16 protein-coding genes are annotated in these 20,072 nt (G+C 30.0%); 9 read left to right on the top strand and 7 right to left on the bottom strand.

Annotated features, from left to right (window positions below; genetic code table 11):
• Positions 1 to 183: 183 nt before the first annotated feature.
• Positions 184 to 1,020, top strand: a complete 837-nt coding sequence (locus PZA12_RS05515; protein ID WP_023973475.1) for a CvfB family protein — start codon at positions 184 to 186, stop codon at positions 1,018 to 1,020.
• A 69-nt stretch (positions 1,021 to 1,089) separates the two neighbouring features.
• On the opposite strand, the gene PZA12_RS05520 is transcribed toward PZA12_RS05515, so the two are convergent.
• On the bottom strand, positions 1,090 to 2,505 hold the full coding sequence (locus tag PZA12_RS05520; RefSeq protein ID WP_103697874.1) for a spore germination protein: 1,416 nt from the start codon (positions 2,503 to 2,505) through the stop codon (positions 1,090 to 1,092).
• A gap of 587 nt (positions 2,506 to 3,092) precedes the next feature.
• On the opposite strand from PZA12_RS05520, the gene asnB reads away from it, so the two are divergent.
• Entirely contained in the window at positions 3,093 to 4,937 is a 1,845-nt protein-coding gene (gene asnB, locus PZA12_RS05525; RefSeq protein WP_103697873.1) for an asparagine synthase (glutamine-hydrolyzing), read from the top strand.
• Between the two features lie 130 nt (positions 4,938 to 5,067).
• Here asnB and PZA12_RS05530 read toward each other — a convergent pair whose 3' ends face one another.
• Together PZA12_RS05530 and PZA12_RS05535 are read right to left on the bottom strand one after the other, a co-directional pair.
• The gene (locus PZA12_RS05530) at positions 5,068 to 5,370 is read right to left on the bottom strand and encodes a hypothetical protein (RefSeq protein ID WP_103697872.1); all 303 of its coding nucleotides are present in this window, start codon (positions 5,368 to 5,370) and stop codon (positions 5,068 to 5,070) included.
• Positions 5,371 to 5,525: 155 nt separating this feature from the next.
• Complete coding sequence (locus PZA12_RS05535; RefSeq protein WP_103697871.1) at positions 5,526 to 8,138, bottom strand: calcium-translocating P-type ATPase, PMCA-type; 2,613 nt, start codon at positions 8,136 to 8,138, stop codon at positions 5,526 to 5,528.
• A gap of 319 nt (positions 8,139 to 8,457) precedes the next feature.
• Here PZA12_RS05535 and PZA12_RS05540 point away from each other — a divergent pair, with 319 nt between their 5' ends.
• The 4 genes from PZA12_RS05540 to PZA12_RS05555 all read left to right on the top strand — a co-directional run bounded on the left by PZA12_RS05540 (position 8,458) and on the right by PZA12_RS05555 (position 11,599).
• On the top strand, positions 8,458 to 8,877 hold the full coding sequence (locus tag PZA12_RS05540; protein ID WP_011968380.1) for a YaaR family protein: 420 nt from the start codon (positions 8,458 to 8,460) through the stop codon (positions 8,875 to 8,877).
• A gap of 328 nt (positions 8,878 to 9,205) precedes the next feature.
• Positions 9,206 to 10,204, top strand: coding sequence for an ABC transporter substrate-binding protein (locus PZA12_RS05545; protein WP_103697870.1), 999 nt, complete (start codon positions 9,206 to 9,208; stop codon positions 10,202 to 10,204).
• Positions 10,179 to 10,934, top strand: a complete 756-nt coding sequence (locus PZA12_RS05550) for an ABC transporter permease (protein WP_103697869.1) — start codon at positions 10,179 to 10,181, stop codon at positions 10,932 to 10,934. The genes PZA12_RS05545 and PZA12_RS05550 overlap by 26 nt, the downstream gene beginning before the upstream one ends.
• Positions 10,931 to 11,599 carry an ATP-binding cassette domain-containing protein gene (locus PZA12_RS05555; RefSeq protein ID WP_103697868.1) on the top strand — a complete coding sequence of 223 codons (669 nt, stop codon included), beginning with the start codon at positions 10,931 to 10,933 and terminating at the stop codon, positions 11,597 to 11,599. Before PZA12_RS05550 ends, PZA12_RS05555 begins: the two co-directional genes overlap by 4 nt.
• Before the next feature lie 37 nt (positions 11,600 to 11,636).
• Here the strand turns inward: PZA12_RS05555 and PZA12_RS05560 are convergent, their stop codons facing one another.
• Entirely contained in the window at positions 11,637 to 11,888 is a 252-nt protein-coding gene (locus PZA12_RS05560; RefSeq protein ID WP_017212760.1) for a hypothetical protein, read from the bottom strand.
• Between the two features lie 97 nt (positions 11,889 to 11,985).
• On the opposite strand from PZA12_RS05560, the gene PZA12_RS05565 reads away from it, so the two are divergent.
• Entirely contained in the window at positions 11,986 to 13,692 is a 1,707-nt protein-coding gene (locus tag PZA12_RS05565) for an ABC transporter ATP-binding protein (protein ID WP_103697867.1), read from the top strand.
• Positions 13,693 to 13,743: 51 nt separating this feature from the next.
• Here the strand turns inward: PZA12_RS05565 and PZA12_RS05570 are convergent, their stop codons facing one another.
• The 3 genes from PZA12_RS05570 to PZA12_RS05580 all read right to left on the bottom strand — a co-directional run bounded on the left by PZA12_RS05570 (position 13,744) and on the right by PZA12_RS05580 (position 18,215).
• Positions 13,744 to 14,172 (bottom strand): hypothetical protein, encoded by a 429-nt coding sequence (locus PZA12_RS05570; protein WP_103697866.1) that lies wholly within the window; start codon positions 14,170 to 14,172, stop codon positions 13,744 to 13,746.
• A 717-nt stretch (positions 14,173 to 14,889) separates the two neighbouring features.
• Positions 14,890 to 15,918 (bottom strand): branched-chain amino acid aminotransferase, encoded by a 1,029-nt coding sequence (locus tag PZA12_RS05575; RefSeq protein ID WP_011968386.1) that lies wholly within the window; start codon positions 15,916 to 15,918, stop codon positions 14,890 to 14,892.
• Between the two features lie 398 nt (positions 15,919 to 16,316).
• A complete protein-coding gene (locus tag PZA12_RS05580; RefSeq protein WP_103697865.1) occupies positions 16,317 to 18,215 on the bottom strand; it encodes an NAD(+) synthase in 1,899 nt (632 codons plus the stop codon).
• Between the two features lie 317 nt (positions 18,216 to 18,532).
• Between PZA12_RS05580 and PZA12_RS05585 the strand changes: the two genes are divergently transcribed.
• Together PZA12_RS05585 and PZA12_RS05590 are read left to right on the top strand one after the other, a co-directional pair.
• Positions 18,533 to 18,964: an NfeD family protein gene (locus PZA12_RS05585; protein ID WP_017210877.1), complete on the top strand. Its 432-nt coding sequence runs from the start codon at positions 18,533 to 18,535 to the stop codon at positions 18,962 to 18,964.
• Between the two features lie 3 nt (positions 18,965 to 18,967).
• On the top strand, positions 18,968 to 19,921 hold the full coding sequence (locus PZA12_RS05590) for an SPFH domain-containing protein (protein WP_078116413.1): 954 nt from the start codon (positions 18,968 to 18,970) through the stop codon (positions 19,919 to 19,921).
• Positions 19,922 to 20,072: the final 151 nt, after the last annotated feature.

Genomic DNA, 20,072 nt, shown 5'->3' on the forward strand with positions numbered 1-20,072 from the left:
AGAAAAGATACAAGTTATTATCATATTGTGTAGTAATAAATTTATATTCAAGGTTCTAGTAATGTGAGTACCAAATTGAGGATAGCAATGTAGAAAGTTAATTTCAATATATAGAATGATCAAGAAAAGTAATAAAGAAGATAACATCGATTAAGATGTTATGATTAATGGAGGAAATTAAAAATGATATCAGTAGGGCAATACAGTAAATTAAAAGTAAGTAAAAAGGTAGATTTTGGATATTATCTTGAAGATAATTTTGGTGATGAGGTCTTACTTCCAAACAGTGCGGCAAAGGGACATGAAATAAAAGAAGGCGACCAATTAGAAGTATTCATTTATAGAGATTCAAAGGATAGGATGATTTCAACTCTAAAAAAACCATTATTAACAGTTGGAGAAATTGGTTATTTAGAAGTTGTAAGTCAAAATAATATTGGAGCGTTCGTAAACTTTGGGCTTGAAAGAGACTTATTCGTTCCATTAAAAGAACAAAATTATAAGCTTAAAGAAGGAAAAAAATATTTATTTTATATGTATGTAGATAAAACCGACAGGTTAGCGGCAACTACTAGAATACACTCTTATTTAGATATGGCAGAAGAGGGGAAATATAAAGTTTCTGATGAAGTAAATGCTATAGTTTATGAAATAAATGAAAATGCGACTTTAAATGTTGCAATAGATGGTGAATATAGAGGTTTAATATTAGCTAATGAGCATTTTGAGTACATATATCCTGGACAAGAAATAAAAGGAAGAGTTAAGAGGATTTATGAAGATGGAACTATTGGAGTTACAACGAGAAAGAAAAGGTTAGAAGCAAGAAGTGAATTAAGTGAAACAATACTTAATTATTTAAAAGCAAATGGTGGATTTATGCCTTATAATGATAAATCGTCACCTGATGATATAAAGAGAGAATTTAATACAAGTAAAAATTATTTTAAAATGACATTAGGCGGGCTAATGAGAGAGAAACTAATTACACAGGATAAAGAGGGAACTAGACTTTTATAAGTGACAAATGAAAAGTTATAAATTAAAAGTGATAAGTTTTATGTTAACTTATCACTTTTTTTACATAGCTTATTGCACATCGTTTGATATTCGTGTTCTGAATAATAAATTTTTAAGAGCTTTCCAGTTAAATGGAATTAAAGGATAGAAATATTTATCACCAGCTATTGTTTTTGTACTTGCCATAACTATTAGAATGAATATAATACCACCTATAAAGCCCCAGAAACCAAAGAATCCACAAAGTATAAGTAAAATCATCCTTGCAAATTTTAAAGCAAAATTCATTTCTATGCTAGGTTGAGTAAAGTCTCCTATGGTAACGATGGACATATATAATATAGACTGAGGAATAAACCAGCCTGTTTTTACAGCGTAATCACCAAGGATTAAACCACCAATCAAAGACATTGCACTTCCAAGTGGGCTTGGAGTATTTAAACCAGCCAGCTTTAATATATCAACAGCAAATTCTAAAAGCATGAATTGACCGAGCAGAGGCAAAGCAAATTCCTCTTGCGGTTTTAAAAAGTCAAAATAACTCGGTATAAAAATATTCCCATTTACAATCATTAAGTAAACTGGAGTTAAGAATATTGTCGCTAACATTACGAAATTTCTAACAATTCTTAGGTAGTTTCCAGTGAATAAAGGGAAATAATAATCATTTATATCTTGTAAAAAATCGAAAATTCCTGTTGGGAGAATTATTACGTTTGGAGAATTATCCACAATAATAATTATTTTTCCTTCAACTATATGTGCAGCAGCTACATCAGGCCTTTCGGTAAATCTTACCTTTGGAAATGGATTAAGCCAATTTTTTGTGCACATTACATCAACTAAACTTTGGTCAGAAAGCGTTAAAGCTTTTATATCTACTTTTGATATGCTATCAATTATTAAATCAAGAACTTTTTTATCTGCTACTCCATCTATATACGCGATACATACATCTGTTTTTGAGACATTACCAACTTGATGTATATCAAAAACTAATCTTGGATCTCGTATTCTTCTTCTAATGAAACCAGCATTAAATACTAACTTTTCAATGAAGCCATCTCTTCCACCTCTTAAAGTTTTTTCCTTTTCAGGTTTTGATGAATCTGAACCTGGATAAGTACGCAAATCTAAGAGTATAAATGAATCATAGCCATCAACATACATTATTGTTTGGCCAGATAATAACGCGATTAAAATTTTGTCTAAATCAGTTTCGGTTTTAACGGATACGTGTGAAACTTTATTGTTGATAAAGTCATCAATTGTTTTGTATGAATTCATTGTTTCAGGTGTTATCTTAAAGAAAGATTTTAATATTTCCTCCATGATAGCATCTTTAATAAAACCATTCAAAAAATATAAAACAGAGCTTCTTCCCCCAACAATGAAGTTTCGTTCAACGATATCGAAACTTTTATCTACAACTAAATTTGAATGAATTAAGTCAATATTTGCTTGGTAATTGTTTGCAACATTCAATTATTTTACCTTCTCTCTCTATTTAAATATACATATCTAGTATGTTACAGATAAGAAATAGTATTCATGTTTATCAAATATATAAATTTATAATTCTTTATAGCATTATTAGATGGAGAAGTTTTTTTACACTATTTCGCTTTTATAGGTGATGCATTTTTTATAAATATGAAAAGTTTTTTGGGGGATAGTGCACTTTTTGTACGCAAAGTTTTTAACTGTACTTGATAAGCTCGTAATTGTGGTTCTCGCTTCTTTTAGATATGAAATGATATTGGTTGAACTTTGTGATTTTTTAGAGGTGAAATGATCATAATTGTGACTCGCACTTTGAGTACTTTTTATAAATGCGTAAAGATCATGATTGTACTTGATAAGTTCCTAATTGTGCTTAGCGCTCTCTTTAATTGTTAAATGATCTTAATTGCACTTCGTGCTTTCTTTAACTGTGAGTACTTTTTTTAAAGTAAAAAGATCTTAATGTGCTATCGCACTTTTTATAAATGTGTAAAGATCTTAATGTGCTGTCGCACTTTTTTTAAAGGTGCATATTTTAATAGTATCAATACTATTAGAAGGTGAAATGAATGTGCGGAATTGCTGGATTAGTAAATTTTAAAAAGAATATAGTACAAGATAAAGATATATTAAATAATATGATAAAGACTTTGGAGAAGAGGGGACCTGATGCAAAAGGATATTATATATCTCCAAATGTTTTATTAGGCCATAGAAGGCTTATAGTTGTAGATCCAGAAGGTGGATTGCAACCTATGACTAAAATATTTGAGGGTAAAAAATACACATTAGTTTATAATGGTGAGCTATATAATACTGAGGATTTAAGAAAAGAATTAAAGGCTAAAGGATTTACTTTTGATTCTTATTCAGATACTGAAGTATTGCTTACATCGTATATTTGTTGGGGGAAGGACTGCGTAAATAAGCTTATAGGTATATTTGCATTTGGAGTTTTTGATGAAGATAAAAGAGAAGTTTTTTTAGCTAGAGATCAAATGGGGGTTAAGCCATTATTCTATACTGTTCATGATAATACCCTTGTTTTTGGTTCTGAGATAAAAACTCTTTTAGCAGATCCAAGAGTTAAAAGAGAAATTGATATGGAAGGGTTAACTGAAATATTTGGACTTGGACCTGCGACAATACCAGGAAGCGGAGTATTTAAGAATATAAAAGAAATCGCACCAGCCAACTGTTTATTAGTTTCAGGTGATGGAAACATTAAAAAGTGGGAATATTGGACAGTTGAAGCAAAAGAATTTCATGAAACAGCAGAAGAAGCAATAGTTCATGCGAGAGAATTATTAATAGATGCAGTAAAGAGACAATTAGTTGGAGATGTACCTGTTTGTACATTCCTATCAGGAGGGCTAGATTCTTCAATTATATCAGCAATAGCTGCTGAGGAATTTAGAAAACAGGGAAAGAAGCTTACTACTTATGCGATTAATTATGAAGACAATGAAAAGTATTTTAAAGCGTCATTATTTCAACCGACATCAGATGAATACTGGTCAGAAGAAATGGCAAAATTTATAAATAGTAATCATAGAAAAGTAGTTTTGAATCATTCAGATTTAGCAGCTGCATTAAGAGATGCTGTAATATCAAGAGACTTACCAGGTATGGCAGATATCGATTCATCAATGCTTCTATTTTGTAAAGAAATTCGCAAGGACTTTGTAGTTGGACTTACAGGGGAGTGTGCTGATGAAATCTTTGGAGGATATCCTTGGTTTACAAGGGATGAAATGTTCTATTTAGATACATTCCCATGGTCAAGATTTGTTAATGATAGAAAGGCTATAGTTAATAAGAAATTAAAAAATATGCCGCTAGAAGAATTAGTTAGAACACAATATGAAAAATCTCTAAGTAAAGTACCTCATCTTGATGGGGAGAGTAAGAGAGATTATAGGATGAGGGAAGTGTCATATTTAAATCTAAAATGGTTCATGGTTCAGCTTCTTACAAGAAAAGATAGGACTAGTATGTATAATGGCCTAGAAGCAAGGGTTCCATTTGCAGATATTAGATTGGTTGATTATGCTTTCAACTTACCAGCTGATGTAAAATTATATAAAGGCAGAGAAAAAGGATTGCTAAGAGCAGCCTTTGAAGGAATATTGCCAAATGATATTATATATAGAAAGAAGAGTCCATATCCTAAGACACATAATCCAGTTTATACAGACATTGTATGTAAGATGATAACTGAGATTTTGGATAAAAAATCTTCGCCAATTCATGAGATTATTGATGAAAATGTAGTTAGAGAGATAATATTAACAAAAGGGGAATCATATAAAGCTCCATGGTATGGGCAGCTAATGACTGGACCACAATTGCTTGCTTTCTTAATTCAAGTAAATATTTGGCTCGAAGAATACAATGTTAATCTACTAATTTAATTTTCAATTCACAATTCGCATTTCACAATTATGTGGAAAACTCCTTTGGAGTTTTAAAAATATATATATCTAAAAATTTAATTCTTAATTGTGCATTAAAAAAAGTTCTGCCAAATGGCAGAACTTTTTTTTATATATATTTAAATTTTACAGATATTTCTTTAATTTCACCTTTTGAGTTTTTTCTGATTGAAAATTGTTTTATGTCTTTAAAATCATTTTCCAATTGGTAAGTTAGTTCTGTAATAGTAGCTTTAGCTTTCTTAGTTAAACCACCATCTTGAATAATTTCAAATCTTGATTTTCTGCAAGTTGTTTCATCATTTTTATCATCAATAATTACATAATATTCAGGTGCTTCTTCTATGACCATATATTCCTTATTTAAAGTTAAAGTTGAACAAAGATCATTATCTATACATTTTATTATCATTTTAATACCTCCTAAATCCCTTTTATATGATAGATTGTACTATAGATATTACCTTGTTTCAACTATAATTCAAAAGATAAAAAAAGTTTGTCAATATTCATAAAAAATGATCATTAAAATATTGTAATAAATGTAATATTTTAATTGTCATATACCTATCTATGATATTTAATTAACTTAAATATTTCATTAAGCAAGAATGGTATTAAAGAGATACATATTACTAGAAGCCAGTCTCTGGCACTTAAAATAAATACATTAAATACATCAGCGAAGAATGGAATTATAATTATTAAAAATTGGATACACATACCAAGTAAAATTGATAATAGGAGATACTTGTTTGTGAATACTCCAACCTTTAAAAGAGATTTTTCCCTGCTTCGCATTGAAAGTGAAAAAAATAATTGGGAGAAACTTAAAACCACAAAAGCTAAAGTTTGAGCATGAACTAGAGAACTCATATATAGATGTTCACCAAGGAGAAAGGCAACTAATGTTACACCGCCAATTAGCACACCATTTAAAGCTAGAAATAAACCCATGTGTTCTGCAAAAAGTGATTCTTTTGGATTTCTAGGAGGATGCTCCATTACGCTTGAATCCTTTGGATCTATACCAAGAGAAAGGGCAGGAAAACTGTCTGTTATTAAATTCACCCATAAAATATGAATTGGTAATAATGGTGTATCAAAATTTAATAGTATTGCCACAAATAAAGAAACTATTTCACCCAAGTTACAGGATAATAAGAATATTATAGCTTTTCTTATATTTGCATAAATATTTCTTCCTTCCTCTACAGCTTTTACTATTGTAGTAAAGTTGTCGTCAGTTAGGATCATATCAGCAGCACCTTTAGCGACATCAGTCCCCGTGATACCCATAGCAACACCTATATCAGCAGCCTTTAAAGATGGGGCATCGTTAACGCCATCGCCGGTCATAGATACAATGTTCCCATGGAACTTAAATGCTTTTACAATCTTAACCTTATTTTCTGGAGAAACTCTAGCAAATACTTTATAATTGTTAACTATTTTATTAAATTCTTCATCGCTATAGCTATCAATTTCGGCACCAGTCATGCACTCATTTATATTATTTGCAATTCCAAGTTCGCTGGCAATCGCAAAAGCAGTGTTTTTATGATCTCCAGTTATCATAATAGGAGTTATTCCAGCTTGTTTGCATAAAGCAATTGATGGCTTAACTTCCTCTCTAGGAGGATCTATCATTCCCATTAATCCTACAAAAACTAAATCTTTTTCAAGGGAATCTATGCTGACACTTTCATCCTTTATATCCTTATAGCTTAAACCGAGGACCCGTAAAGCTTCGTCAGACATTAGATTAGATATCTTTAGTATTTCATCCTTTTTTTCTTGTGTAAAATCAATTATTTCTCCATTTAATAAGATTTTATTTGAAAGTTTGAGTAAATTATCAATAGCTCCTTTGGTGAAAACTTTAAAATGTGAATCGTATTTATTTACAGTAGTCATGAGTTTTCTATCGGAGTCAAAAGGAATTTCATCAACTCTTGAGTGATCTATGCTTAAATCTTCTTTATATAAGTCATATTTAATTCCCGCATCTAGTAAAGCTATTTCAGTAGGATCCCCTGTTTTACTACCATCTTTTGAAGTAGCATCGTTGCACAAAATCATTCCTTCAAACAACAATTTGGTATCATTATCACCCAGATCGCAATTATCAATAGATACAAGTTTATTATTAATACAGCATTTTTTTATTGTCATTACATTTAAAGTTAAAGTTCCAGTTTTGTCAGAGCATATTATATTGACAGATCCTAAAGTTTCAACGGCTGGAAGTTTTTTTACTATAGAATTTTGTTTTATCATTCGCTGTACACCCATTGCTAGTACTATTGCAACAATTGCTGGAAGGCCCTCAGGAATTGCAGCAACAGCTAAGCTTATAGCTGTTAAAAGCATTTCGAACCAATCTCGTCCTTGAAACATTGATATGACAAAGATCAATATACAAATACCTACAGCTCCAAAGCCTAAAGTTTTTCCAAGAGATGCAAGTCTTCGCTGCAATGGAGTAGTATTGTCTTCCTCTTTATTTAGCATATCAGCTATTTTTCCTATTTGTGTATTCATTCCAGTATTTACAACAACACCAGTCCCGCGGCCGTAAGTCACTAGAGTAGACATAAATGCCATATTTATCATATCACCTATAGGAATGTTGCTATTTGTAAGGATGACACTGCTATCTTTTTCAGCAGGGACAGATTCACCAGTAAATGCTGATTCATCTATTTTTAGATTAGCACTTTCAATTAATCGTAAATCAGCAGGGAGATACCTTCCAGCATCTAGTATAATAATGTCGCCTACAACAACCTCTTCAGAAGGTATTTCTTTTATAATACCATCTCTTTTAACTATGGCTTTTGGAGTAGATAGTTTTTTTAATGCTTCGAGAGATTTTTCTGCCTTAGATTCTTGAAAAACTCCTATTAAAGCATTTATTAAAATTACAAGCAGTATGACGATTGTATCACTATATTCGTGCATAAATGCAGAAATAATTGCTGCAACTAAAAGTATATAAATCATAACATCGTTTATTTGGGATAAGAATAGCTGCCAAAGGCTCTTTTTACTTTGAGAAGCTAATTTGTTTTCTCCATATTTTTCAAGGCGCTCTTTTGCCTCTGATTCGGAAAGCCCAACATCAGGATTAACATTTAATTTTTGCAGAACTTCTTGTGAAGGTGCATCAAACCACATGGATAACATCACTCCATTCATAATTTAGTATATACATATATATATTAGAGGTTTAATGAATTTATATACATGGGAAAAAATGAAATATACATATCAAAATCAAATATTAAGTAGAGAAAATAACTGGATTTTGATATAATTAATTATATATATTGCAAAAATAATTCTTCATAATCATTTTAAAGACATTGCAAGAATTTTATCTGTAATTGTGAAATGTGAATTGCAACATATATACAATAGAGCGTAATTAGCTATTTTTAGAGTTTTAAACTTTTAGATAAACTTTATTTTTGAGTTAGGAAAGGATTGAATATACATGGAGATTGGTAGAGTGCGAAGAGGGACTGTAACTTCCGAGAGAAAAATTATTTCTGAAAAAAAAGATTTTTCTCAAAGTTTTAGTCAGGAAAGGCATAAAAAGTCAGAAGAACAGCTCAAAAAAATGATAGATGATATAAAAAAAAGAGGTAACAGGCTTGTAACTACTAAGACTTATGTTGATGTAGTTATGTACAAGAAGATGATAAAAGAATATTTAGAATCAATACTAAAGTTCATGTATGAGACTAAAAAAGATATTAGCTTTTGGCAGACTCAGTATTTCGTAACGGTTGATACTGTTGATGGGAAACTTGAAGAATTAACAAAAGCACTCCTTTCTGATGAAAAAGATAATATAAATATAGCGTCAACAATTGATGAAATTCAAGGGATGATTGTTGATATATATAGATAATAAATGATATACGTGTTGCAATAACATATTCACATTTACAAGGCTATTAAATTAATCGTTCAATCAAGATGGGAATGTGGAAATCTAATTTCAGTAAGTATATAAATGTATATTTTTTATAAATAGAAATATATTAGAACATGTTTAATAATTATTTTACATGTTCTTTTGTCGTTTTTAATCTGCATTAAAATGATTTATGCAGATTTGGTATTTTAATTTTAATATGTTATTATAATTAATAGTGAATATCAATTAATTAATATTACTATTAAGTATTTTGATTTAATTCTTAAATTTAGATATTAATATTTTAGGGGGAATTAGAATGAAGAAAAAGGTATCATTATTTTTAATCATGATATTATGTGCTTTTACATTTGCAGGTTGTGGCAGTAGCTCAAATCAAAGCAAATCTGAAGATAATAAGAAATCAACAAAAGATATTAGCTTTGTAACACCAGATGGGCTTACAGCTATAGCAGTAGCTAAACTTATAAAAGAAAAACCAGAAATTAAATCTGGATATGATGTTAATTATACCATAGAGCAAAACTCTGACAGCTTAGTTACAAGCGTTATGAAGAGTGAGCCGGATATTGCAATTGTTCCTTCAAACGTGGCGGCAACTGTGTTTAATAAGAACAAGGAATATAAAATAGCAGGAACAGTTGGATTTGGATCGTTTTATATAGGCACAACTAATCAAAATCAAAGTGTTGAAGATTTAAAAGGAAAAGAAGTTTACAATATTGGGAAGGGATTAACGCCTGATATAATTGCAAGAACAATACTTAAAGAAAAAGGTATTGATGTAGATAAAGAAATTAACTTTAGCTATGTGAATACAGTAAATGAGCTTGCACCAATAATTTTATCTGGAAAGTCAGAATATGCAGTAATTCCAGAACCGGCTTTATCAACAGTTCAGAGTAAAAATGATAAGTTTAATGTAATGCTAAATTTAAATGAAGAATGGAAAAAATTAAACGACTCTCAATATGGATATCCTCAATCAACAATTATAGTTAAGAAGGAATTGTTAGAAAATGATAAGGAATTTGTTTCAGAACTTTTGAAGCAAGTTAAAGATTCAGAAGAGTGGATATATAATAATAAAGAAACTGTTGGAGATTATTGCGAAGAAATAGGAGTTTCGGCAAAGAAGCCAATAGTAGTAAAAGCTATTGATAGGTCAAATATAAAATACGTAGGAATAAAGGATTGTTATAAAGAATATGAAACTTATTTTAAAAAATTAAATGAATTTGATCCAAAAACAATAGGAGGAAGTATACCAAATGATGAAATATTCATGGAAAAGTAGATTCTATACTTTACTATCATGTATATTTTTCATAGGAATATGGCAGCTAATTGCATTAATAATAAATAATGACATATATGTCCCGAGATTAGAACAAGTGTTAGAAGCTATTAAGAATATTTTTAGTGATAAAGATTCGTTAAAGATCATTTTCAGCAGTTTTTACAGGACTATGACTAGTTATGTATTAGCTTTGATTTTTTCAATGATTTTAGGGGTGCTCGCAATAGTGTATCCATTTTTCAAGTATTTAATGGAACCTGTAAATTCATTTAGTAAGACAATTCCAACCATGGTGTTAGTAGTTCTTTCATTAGTATGGTTTGATAAGGATAGTACACCATTTGTTGCGGGATTTGCTATCATTTTTCCAATCCTTTATGAAGGTATACGAAATAACCTTTTGCAAATAGATAAAAAAATAATCGATATGACGAAGATATATGAAGTGAGTCTAAAAAACAAGATCAAAAAGATCTATATTCCAACTATGAAATTTTATTTCATGAGCATCTTTGTATCAACATTTTCATTGACTTTTAAAGTTGTAATTGCAGGAGAAGTATACGGTCAGCCAAAGTTTGGGATAGGATCACAGATACAGGTAGAAAAAGTTAATTTTAATACTCCAGGGATTTTTGCATGGATTGTAATTATTGTCATTGTATCTCTAGTTTTAGAGTTTCTAAATAAGTTGTTAAGGAAGAGAACATATAGGTGGTCCAAATGAATATAAGTATTAAAAATCTAAATAAGTCATATGGAACTGAGAAAATTTTTGAAAATTTCAACATAGATTTTTACGACGATAAGATAAATTGTATAATAGGAAAATCTGGGTGTGGAAAGAGTACTCTATTAGACATTATAGCAGGTCTAATGGATGCTCAAAGTGGAGACATAAGCGGCGTTTCATTAAGTCATATAAGCTATATATTCCAGGAAGATAGGTTAATTGAGTGGCTTACTGTTAAAGAAAACTTGGAAATTGCATTAAAAAGGTATTTCAAGGATTCTGATTTAGAGAATAGAATTGATGAAGTATTAAATTTAGTTGGAATTTACGATACAAAAAACAAATATCCAAATGCACTTAGCGGAGGAATGAGACAAAGAGTTAATATAGCAAGAGCATTTGGAAAGCCATCAAAGGTCATTTTAATGGATGAGCCTTTTAAATCTTTAGATTATAAGTTGAAATATGTCATAATTGATGAATTTAAAAATTTATTAGACAAAGAAAAAAGAATGGTTATATTGGTTACTCATGATCTAGATGAAGCTATATATTTCCGAGGGAATATAATAGTATTTAACAATAGACCAGTTAAAATAGCAGGAACATTCAGTGATAATTTAGATAAATGTAAGGAAGAAATTTTAAATATAATATAAAAGTTATATAGTAGGGATGCACTACTAGTACACATTTCTAATTATATATACAAATTTTGCTTCCAACTAAAACGAATAAGAAACTTGCTATTACAAAACTGGAAATACCCAAAAATTTTTTATTTGCATTTAATAAATTAATGCCAAGCAATGTATCACAAAGACCCAAGCAAATAAAGATTAATGGAAAAAAATAATCTGGATCAGATTTACTTGCTATGATATTTAATGAGAATAAAGGCAATAGAATTGCTAAGCAGAAGCTTACAAAATAAAATAGCTTTTTCATAAAAGTTATTCACCACCTTACAATTGGGAAATTATGTATTATATTAAAGTATATACAAGCTATATGAATTTTATTCATTAGAGGAAGGAGATTTTAAATGATAAGAAAATTTATTTCATTTTATAAACCATATAAATTACTATTTATTTTAGATTTAGTAGTAGCACTTATCGCATCTTTATGCGATTTAGTATATCCAGTTATGACAAGGGATCTAGTAAATGAATCGATTCCTAATAAAGATGTAAGGACAATTATTGTATTTGCCATAGCATTACTTATAATTTTTGGAATCAAGGCTGCATGTGGTTACTTCATGCAGTATTGGGGACATGTTGTAGGTGTTAGAATGCAGGGGGATATGAGAAGACATATATTTAAGCATCTTCAAAAATTACCTAATAGTTTTTTTGATAATAATAAAACAGGGGATATAATGTCTAGAATTATTAATGACTTAATGGATATTTCAGAGCTTGCTCATCATGGGCCAGAAGATTTATTTATATCAATAGTTATGCTTATAGGTTCATTTATAATATTGTGTACAATCAATATACCTCTTACAGTTTTAATATTTGCATTCATACCATTTATAGTATTGTTTACCTTGTATGAGAGAAAGAAGATGAATAAAGCTTTTCTTGAAACTAAAGTAGAAACAGGAGCAGTCAATGCAAATCTTGAAAATAGTATTTCAGGAATAAAAATATCAAAAGCATTTGTAAGCCATGAAGCTGAAGAAGAAAAATTTGAAAAAGGAAATAAAAAGTTCATTAATGCCAGAGAAAGAGCATACAAAGTAATGGCGGAATATTCTTCCGGTGCAGGATTTGGAATGGACGTGCTAAGTTACGTAGGTTTAATAGGAGGAGGAATATTTACACTTATTGGACTTATAAACATTGGGGATTTTATGGCATATATGCTGTTTATAAAAATCTTTATGACCCCAATAAAGAAACTTATTGATTTTATGGAGCAATTTCAAAATGGAATTACAGGTTTCCAAAGATATATAGAAATAATGAGTCAAGATAAAGAAAAAGATAAAGCAAATGCAACTGAACTTGAAAATGTTCAAGGGGAAATAGAATTTAAAGATGTTAATTTTAGTTATGAAGGAAAAGAAGTTTTAAAAAGTATTTCTATTAAGATAAATAAAGGAAAGATGTTGGCGTTAGTAGGAGCTTCTGGTGGAGGTAAAACAACATTTTGTAATCTTATACCAAGATTTTATGAAGTTGATAGTGGAGATATTTTAATAGATAATAAGAGTATTTATGATGTTAAATTAGATTCGCTTAGAGAGAATATAGGAATAGTTCAGCAAGAAGTTTTCTTATTTACAGGAACTATAAGAGATAATATACTGTTTGGAAAGACAGATGCAACTGAAGAAGAATTACTAAGAGCTGCTAAGATGGCTAATATTCATGAATTTATAAATACATTACCTGAAGGATATGATACTTACATTGGTGAAAGAGGTGTTAAATTATCTGGTGGGCAAAAGCAGCGTATTTCCATTGCAAGAGTTTTTCTTAAGAATCCTCCAATATTAATTTTGGATGAGGCAACATCAGCATTAGATAATGCAACAGAACGCATAATTCAAGAATCACTAGAAAAGTTATGCGCTGGAAGGACAACCATAGTAGTTGCACATAGATTGTCTACCATTAAGAATGCAGATGAAATTGTTGTACTTGGAAAAACAGGCATAATAGAAGCAGGAACTCATGAAGAATTAATGGAGAAACAAGGAGAGTATAGTAATTTACATAGACTAGCAGCAGTGTAAACTTTGGATAAAAGAAGGTTGCCCAAAACCATATGTTTTGGCAACCTCTTATTAGTTATTAGATTCATTTTTTAATGAATTTAGCAATTGTACTTTTTTATATATAGTGGATACATCCACCTCAACATCCATAGCTTGAGCAAGTTTGTTATGCAATTCAGTTTGAGCGGGATTCTTATCGCTAGTTTCAGAATCTTTTATTTTATTATTGAATTTTGCCTGAACCAACCTAGAATTTTCTTCACTTTTCAATCTTGCCATATTTTCTAATTCATTGGAAAAAGACGCTTGGCTGTCATTTGATGATTGTGAAGCTGATGAATGCAAAGTATTATCAAAAGATTTAGCATTGTTTTGTTTTTTATTGGAAGGATTTCTAGGGTTAGTATAAGGCCTCTTTATTATTTTATTATCAATAGCAGCACCAGATACACTAGCCACAATATATTCACTTCTAGAAATTATTCTGTTATCACTCATATAATATCCCCTCCCTAAAATTATAAATTCAGCTTCAATATTAGTATCAATATATTACTTATATATTCGTATATTTACTAGAAAAGTTTACTAAATATTCTATAATATAATGTATATTTATTTGATTAATATAATATAACGAAAGAGTAAAATATATGCGGGAATAACAAGTTTATGTTCAGTATTATGAACTTAAAGAATAAAAGGTTCAATCTCAATTGACAGATGTGACATATATATGTGAATTATATGATTCATTCTTTATAAAGTTATTTAGTTTAAAATAACTGACAGTTTAAGATAAAGTTTAATCAATTAAACCTTTTAGAAGATTTATAGATAACACAATTATTGCTTACTTATACTTTGAAATATATCTAAACTAGAAAGCAGAAACATTTTTATCTAGCAGGCATTTGAAAATGAGCTGTTAAAAGATCTTAATTGTAGGTTGTTCAACTAATGCTTGTCACAATAAAATTGGGAGCAAGCATTAGTGGTGCAACCTGCAATTTAGAACTTTCAGCGAAATTTTCATAGTCCTGTGAAATAACAATGTTTCTACTTTCGGTGGATTAGTGCATAAGTCTAAGTTATATATTGTTTATCTATAGGGAGTTATTTTAATAAAATGGAACTTAATTAGAGTATAAAAAAATAGTATGAACTTATTTTTGGCTAAGTTCATACTATTTTTTTAACTTTATTTTATAAATATTATTCTACTTCGTATATCCAGCCTTCTGGAGCTTCAACATCACCAAGTTGAATTCCTAAAAGTAAGTCATATAATTTTTGAGTTATAGGACCAACTTCAGTTTCGCTAAAGAATACATGCAATTTATCGTTATGTTGAATTCCACCAATAGGAGTTATTACTGCAGCAGTACCGCAAGCACCAGCTTCTTTAAATTGATCTATTTCATCAATAAATACTTCTCTTTCATAAACAGGCATCTTTAAATAATGTTCAGCAATGTAAAGAAGAGATCTTTTTGTTATACTAGGTAAAATAGATGGTGATTTAGGAGTAACAAATTCATCATTTTTAGTTATTCCAAAGAAGTTTGCAGCACCTATTTCTTCGATCTTTGTATGAGTAGCTGGATCTAGGTAAATACAATCAGCAAATCCTTTTTTTACAGCTTCAGCATGAGCTTGTAATGAAGCTGCATAGTTACCACCAACTTTATTTCCGCCAGTACCATGAGGAGCGGCTCTATCAAAGTCATCTAAAACTATATAATTGCAAGGAGATACACCATCTTTAAAATAAGGGCCTACTGGTATACAAAATACACCGAAAATATACTCTGGAGCAGGTTTAACACCAATGTTGTTACCAACTCCCATTAAATATGGTCTAATATATAGAGTTGCACCACTTCCATAAGGAGGTACATATTTTTCATTTGCTTTTACAACTTGTTTAACTGCATCGATAAATTTTTCTTTTGGAATATGTGGCATAAGAAGTTTGTCACAGCTTTCATTCATACGATCTGCATTTAAGTCAGGTCTAAATAATTGAATTTTGCCTTCTTTTGTTGTATATGCCTTGAGCCCTTCAAAACAACTTTGGCCATAATGAATAACTGTAGAAGCTTCACTTATACTAAGCATATTGTCTTCAACAAGTTTTCCTTCATCCCATTTTCCATCTTTCCAAACTGAAATATAACGAAGATCTGTTTTTATGTAATCAAATCCTAATTTACCCCAGTCTATATCAGCTTTTTTCCCCATTTTTATATTCCTCCAAATCTATAAGGCTTATTGCCATTGTTTATTATTATTATTTAATAACATCTATTTTAGCACTATCCAAAAAAAAATTCCACACATTTGAAAAAAAGTACGCACCTATAAAAAGAGCACGAAGTGCAATTAAGATCTTTTCACCTATAAAAAGAGCACGAAGTGCAATTAAGATCTTTTCACCTATAAAAAAAGTGCGAAGCACAATTGAGATCATTTCATCTATAATAAGAGCACGAAGCGCAATCAAGAACTTTTCACATTTGAAAAAATGTCCACGTCAAAAAAACCTTAATTAATCTAGTGATAGATTAATTAAGGTTTTTCATGAAATCATATATATTTTCATAGTTTTTCGGAACAAAAATATTTATGATTTCGGTTAGCTATTCCCAAGGATTAGCATCTGATGGCATACGCCAGTCGCCTCTAGGGCTTAAAGAAATACTTCCGACTTTAGGTCCATCAGGAAGAGCACTTCTTTTAAATTGTTGAGTAAAGAATCTAAAAATAAATTTATCAAGCCATTTTTGTATTTCCCCATCAGAGTAATCATCTTTAAAGGCAGCCTTAGCTAAAAAGAATATTCTCTCTTTAGTTGAACCATGTTTAATAAAGTGATATAAGAAGAAATCATGAAGTTCATAAGGACCTACAATATCTTCTGTTTTTTGAGCGATTTCACCGTTAGCATCCTTAGGTAATAATTCAGGGCTGACAGGTGTATCTAGTATATCCATAAGAATATCGCGTACAACTTCAGTAGATTCATGTTGAGCTACATATTGAACTAAATATCTTACAAGAGTTTTTGGAATAGATGGATTTACAGAATACATTGACATATGATCGCCATTATATGTACACCAGCCAAGAGCAAGCTCTGATAAATCACCAGTACCTATTAAAAGTCCTCTTTCTTTATTAGCAATATCCATTAAAATTTGAGTTCTTTCTCTTGCTTGAACATTTTCGTAAGTTACATCATGAATGTCTTTATCATGACCAATATCTTCAAAATGTTGAAGAGATGCTTTAACTATATTTATTTCTCTAAGATCTGTACCTAATTCCTTACATAAATTAATAGCGTTATTGTAAGTTCTATCAGTAGTACCGAAGCCAGGCATAGTAATAGTTACTATATTCTTTTTATCAATACCAAGTAATTCAAAAGTCTTTACTATTACAAGTAATGCTAGCGTGGAATCCAAACCTCCAGAAATTCCAACTACTGCTTTTTTAGAGCCTGTATGTTCTAATCTCTTTGCTAAGCCAGCAGCTTGAATATTAAATATTTCTTTGCAGCGAATTTCTCTTTCTTTTTCATAAGAAGGTACGAATGGATGTTTATCTACAAATCTATCAAATGTACTTATTGAAACATCGCTAAATTCAAATTTAATTGCGTTAGGATTCTTATTGATAAACTTAGATGAATCTCTAAAACTCAAATTTTTCATTCTTTCAGACTTTAATTTGAATACATCAACTATAGAATATATTACTTCGTTTTCTCTTTGAAATCTGTCATTTTCTTTTAATAATGAACCATTTTCACTTATTAATAAATGCCCGCTAAATAATACATCTGTAGTGGATTCATGAACACCAGCAGAAGAATATATATAGCTGCAGATTGACCTAGCACTTTGATTTGATATTAGGCTTTTTCTATAATCCATTTTGCTAACAAGCTCATTTGATGCAGAAAGGTTTCCGATTATATGAGCACCCATAAGAGAAAGGTAAGAACTTGGTGGAATTGTTACCCATAAGTCTTCACAGATTTCAACTCCAAAATTTGCAATACTTGATGAAAAAATTAAGTTTACTCCAAAAGGAACATCTTTTTGGAATGGTAGATCCACTCTTTCATCCTCAATAGAAAGACCTTCAGTGAACCATCTTTTTTCATAGAATTCACTGTAATTTGGAAGATATGATTTAGGAACTATTCCTAAAACACTTCCTTTAAACAATAGAAAAGCACAATTGTATAAAGTACTTCCACAGAGAAGTGGTGCACCTACAGCAATTAAAATATCATGGTCTTTAGTAGATTCTAATATTTCAAAAATTCCATCTAAAGCTTTGCTTAGTAAGTATTCTTGTAAAAACAGATCTCCACAAGTATAAGCTGTTAAGCAAAGTTCTGGGAAAACTATGAATTTACTTTCATTTTTTACTGCATCATCTATGCACTGTAAAATATTTTTAACATTATAATCAACATCTGCAACTCTAGTTGTAGGGCAAGCAGCTGCGACTTTTATAAAATCCATTTAATCACTCCTTGCAATTATAAAATTTAAGTTTTTTTATTGGTTTATAAGATATAGTTCTAATATAATTAAATACGTTTTAAGTATATTTTGCTTAGTAAACATAAACATATCCTAATAATTATATACTAACATGTTTGTGAAATCAAAAAAAGATAAAAGGTATAAAATAACTCTTTTTGAGTTAATAAATATCTTGAAATATTCATAAATACACTGTATAATATAAAATAAGATTACAAATTCAAGTATGTATGTAAAAATTGGACAGTAAATCTTAGAACTAATATTATAATGTTTTTAAGGAGGGAATTTGTATGGGGGCGGCAGTTTTTTGGTTAGTTATAGCTATATGCGTATTTGCAATAGATATTTTAACTAGTAATTTTTGTTTTACACTATTTGCAGTAGGTGCTGTCGTAGCTGCAGTGTGTGGAGTAATGGAAGTACCATTTATAATTCAAATAATAGTATTTTCTGTACTAAATATAATATCATTTGCAGTTGGATACCCGTTACTCAAGAAAAAATTTAAAGCAGCAAACGAAAGAATACCACTAATGGAAGAAACATATGTAGGAAAAATTATGATAAGCGAAAAAGAGATTAGAGATAAAGCCCAAGTTAAAGTTGGTGGAGAATATTGGACTGTAATAAATGAAGGCGATATTATTCACAAAGGGGACAAGTTTACTATCAAAGGAATAGAAGGTATAAAATTAAAAATTGAAAAGGTTCAGGAGGACTAGATTATGAGTGTTATTATAATTTTAGGGGTTATTTTACTATTAATATTAATAGTAGTTATATCATCAATTAAGGTTGTAAATACAGGGTATTTGTATGTTGTAGAAAGATTTGGACAATTTCACAGAGTGTTAGAGCCAGGCCTACATTTTATTGTGCCATTTGTAGATTTTGTTAGAAGAAAGGTTTCCACAAAACAACAAATTTTAGATGTGGAGCCACAATCGGTTATAACTAAAGATAATGTTAAAATATTAGTAGACAATGTTATATTTTATAAGGTATTGAATGCAAGAGATGCGGTTTATAATATTGAAAGTTATCAATCAGGTATTGTATATTCGGCTACAACTAATATGAGAAATATATTAGGTAATATGTCATTAGATGAAATTTTATCAGGAAGAGATTCAATAAATCAAGATCTATTAAGCATTATTGATGAAGTTACTGATGCTTATGGTATAAAAATACTTTCGGTTGAAATTAAAAATATAGTTCCACCAGCTGAAATCCAACAAGCAATGGAAAAACAAATGAAAGCTGAAAGAGATAAGAGAGCTATGATTCTTCAAGCAGAAGGTTTGAGACAATCTCAAATAGAAAAAGCAGAAGGAGAAAAACAAGCTAAAATTTTATCAGCAGAAGCAGAAAAGCAAGCAAATATAAGAAGAGCAGAAGGTTTAAAAGAATCTCAGTTACTAGAGGCAGAAGGTAAAGCAAAGGCTATAGAAGAAATAGCGATTGCAGAATCCCAAGCCATAAGAAAAGTAAATCAAGCTATTATTGAGTCTGGAACAAATGAAACTGTTATAGCATTAAAACAAGTTGAAGCACTTAAAGAAATGGCTAACAGTCCAGCAAACAAGCTTATATTACCAAATGAGACTTTATCATCTCTTGGAAGTATAGCTGCAATTGCAGATATGCTTAAATCATCAGCATCAGCAAAAAAATAAATACAAATTAAGAGAGCAAGGTAATTGCTCTCTTTTAAGTAGTGAACCAAAATCTTCGATTTTGTGTGAATCAGTTAAGCAGACATCTCGAATCTATGATTTGATGATGGTTGCTTACTCTGTGAGTAGAGTTTCCTTTAATTATGTTTGA

It is taken from the genome of Clostridium beijerinckii (genome assembly GCF_036699995.1).
Classification (GTDB): domain Bacteria; phylum Bacillota; class Clostridia; order Clostridiales; family Clostridiaceae; genus Clostridium; species Clostridium helianthi.

Bases quoted from the DNA above. Each gene is read 5' to 3' on its own strand.
- PZA12_RS05515 (WP_023973475.1), top strand. From the start codon at position 184: ATGATATCAGTAGGGCAATACAGTAAATTAAAAGTAAGTAAAAAGGTA.
- asnB (WP_103697873.1), top strand. From the start codon at position 3,093: ATGTGCGGAATTGCTGGATTAGTAAATTTTAAAAAGAATATAGTACAA.
- PZA12_RS05530 (WP_103697872.1), bottom strand. From the start codon at position 5,370: ATGATAATAAAATGTATAGATAATGATCTTTGTTCAACTTTAACTTTA.
- PZA12_RS05535 (WP_103697871.1), bottom strand. From the start codon at position 8,138: ATGTGGTTTGATGCACCTTCACAAGAAGTTCTGCAAAAATTAAATGTT.
- PZA12_RS05540 (WP_011968380.1), top strand. From the start codon at position 8,458: ATGGAGATTGGTAGAGTGCGAAGAGGGACTGTAACTTCCGAGAGAAAA.
- PZA12_RS05545 (WP_103697870.1), top strand. From the start codon at position 9,206: ATGAAGAAAAAGGTATCATTATTTTTAATCATGATATTATGTGCTTTT.
- PZA12_RS05550 (WP_103697869.1), top strand. From the start codon at position 10,179: ATGATGAAATATTCATGGAAAAGTAGATTCTATACTTTACTATCATGT.
- PZA12_RS05555 (WP_103697868.1), top strand. From the start codon at position 10,931: ATGAATATAAGTATTAAAAATCTAAATAAGTCATATGGAACTGAGAAA.
- PZA12_RS05560 (WP_017212760.1), bottom strand. From the start codon at position 11,888: ATGAAAAAGCTATTTTATTTTGTAAGCTTCTGCTTAGCAATTCTATTG.
- PZA12_RS05565 (WP_103697867.1), top strand. From the start codon at position 11,986: ATGATAAGAAAATTTATTTCATTTTATAAACCATATAAATTACTATTT.
- PZA12_RS05570 (WP_103697866.1), bottom strand. From the start codon at position 14,172: ATGAGTGATAACAGAATAATTTCTAGAAGTGAATATATTGTGGCTAGT.
- PZA12_RS05575 (WP_011968386.1), bottom strand. From the start codon at position 15,918: ATGGGGAAAAAAGCTGATATAGACTGGGGTAAATTAGGATTTGATTAC.
- PZA12_RS05580 (WP_103697865.1), bottom strand. From the start codon at position 18,215: ATGGATTTTATAAAAGTCGCAGCTGCTTGCCCTACAACTAGAGTTGCA.
- PZA12_RS05585 (WP_017210877.1), top strand. From the start codon at position 18,533: ATGGGGGCGGCAGTTTTTTGGTTAGTTATAGCTATATGCGTATTTGCA.
- PZA12_RS05590 (WP_078116413.1), top strand. From the start codon at position 18,968: ATGAGTGTTATTATAATTTTAGGGGTTATTTTACTATTAATATTAATA.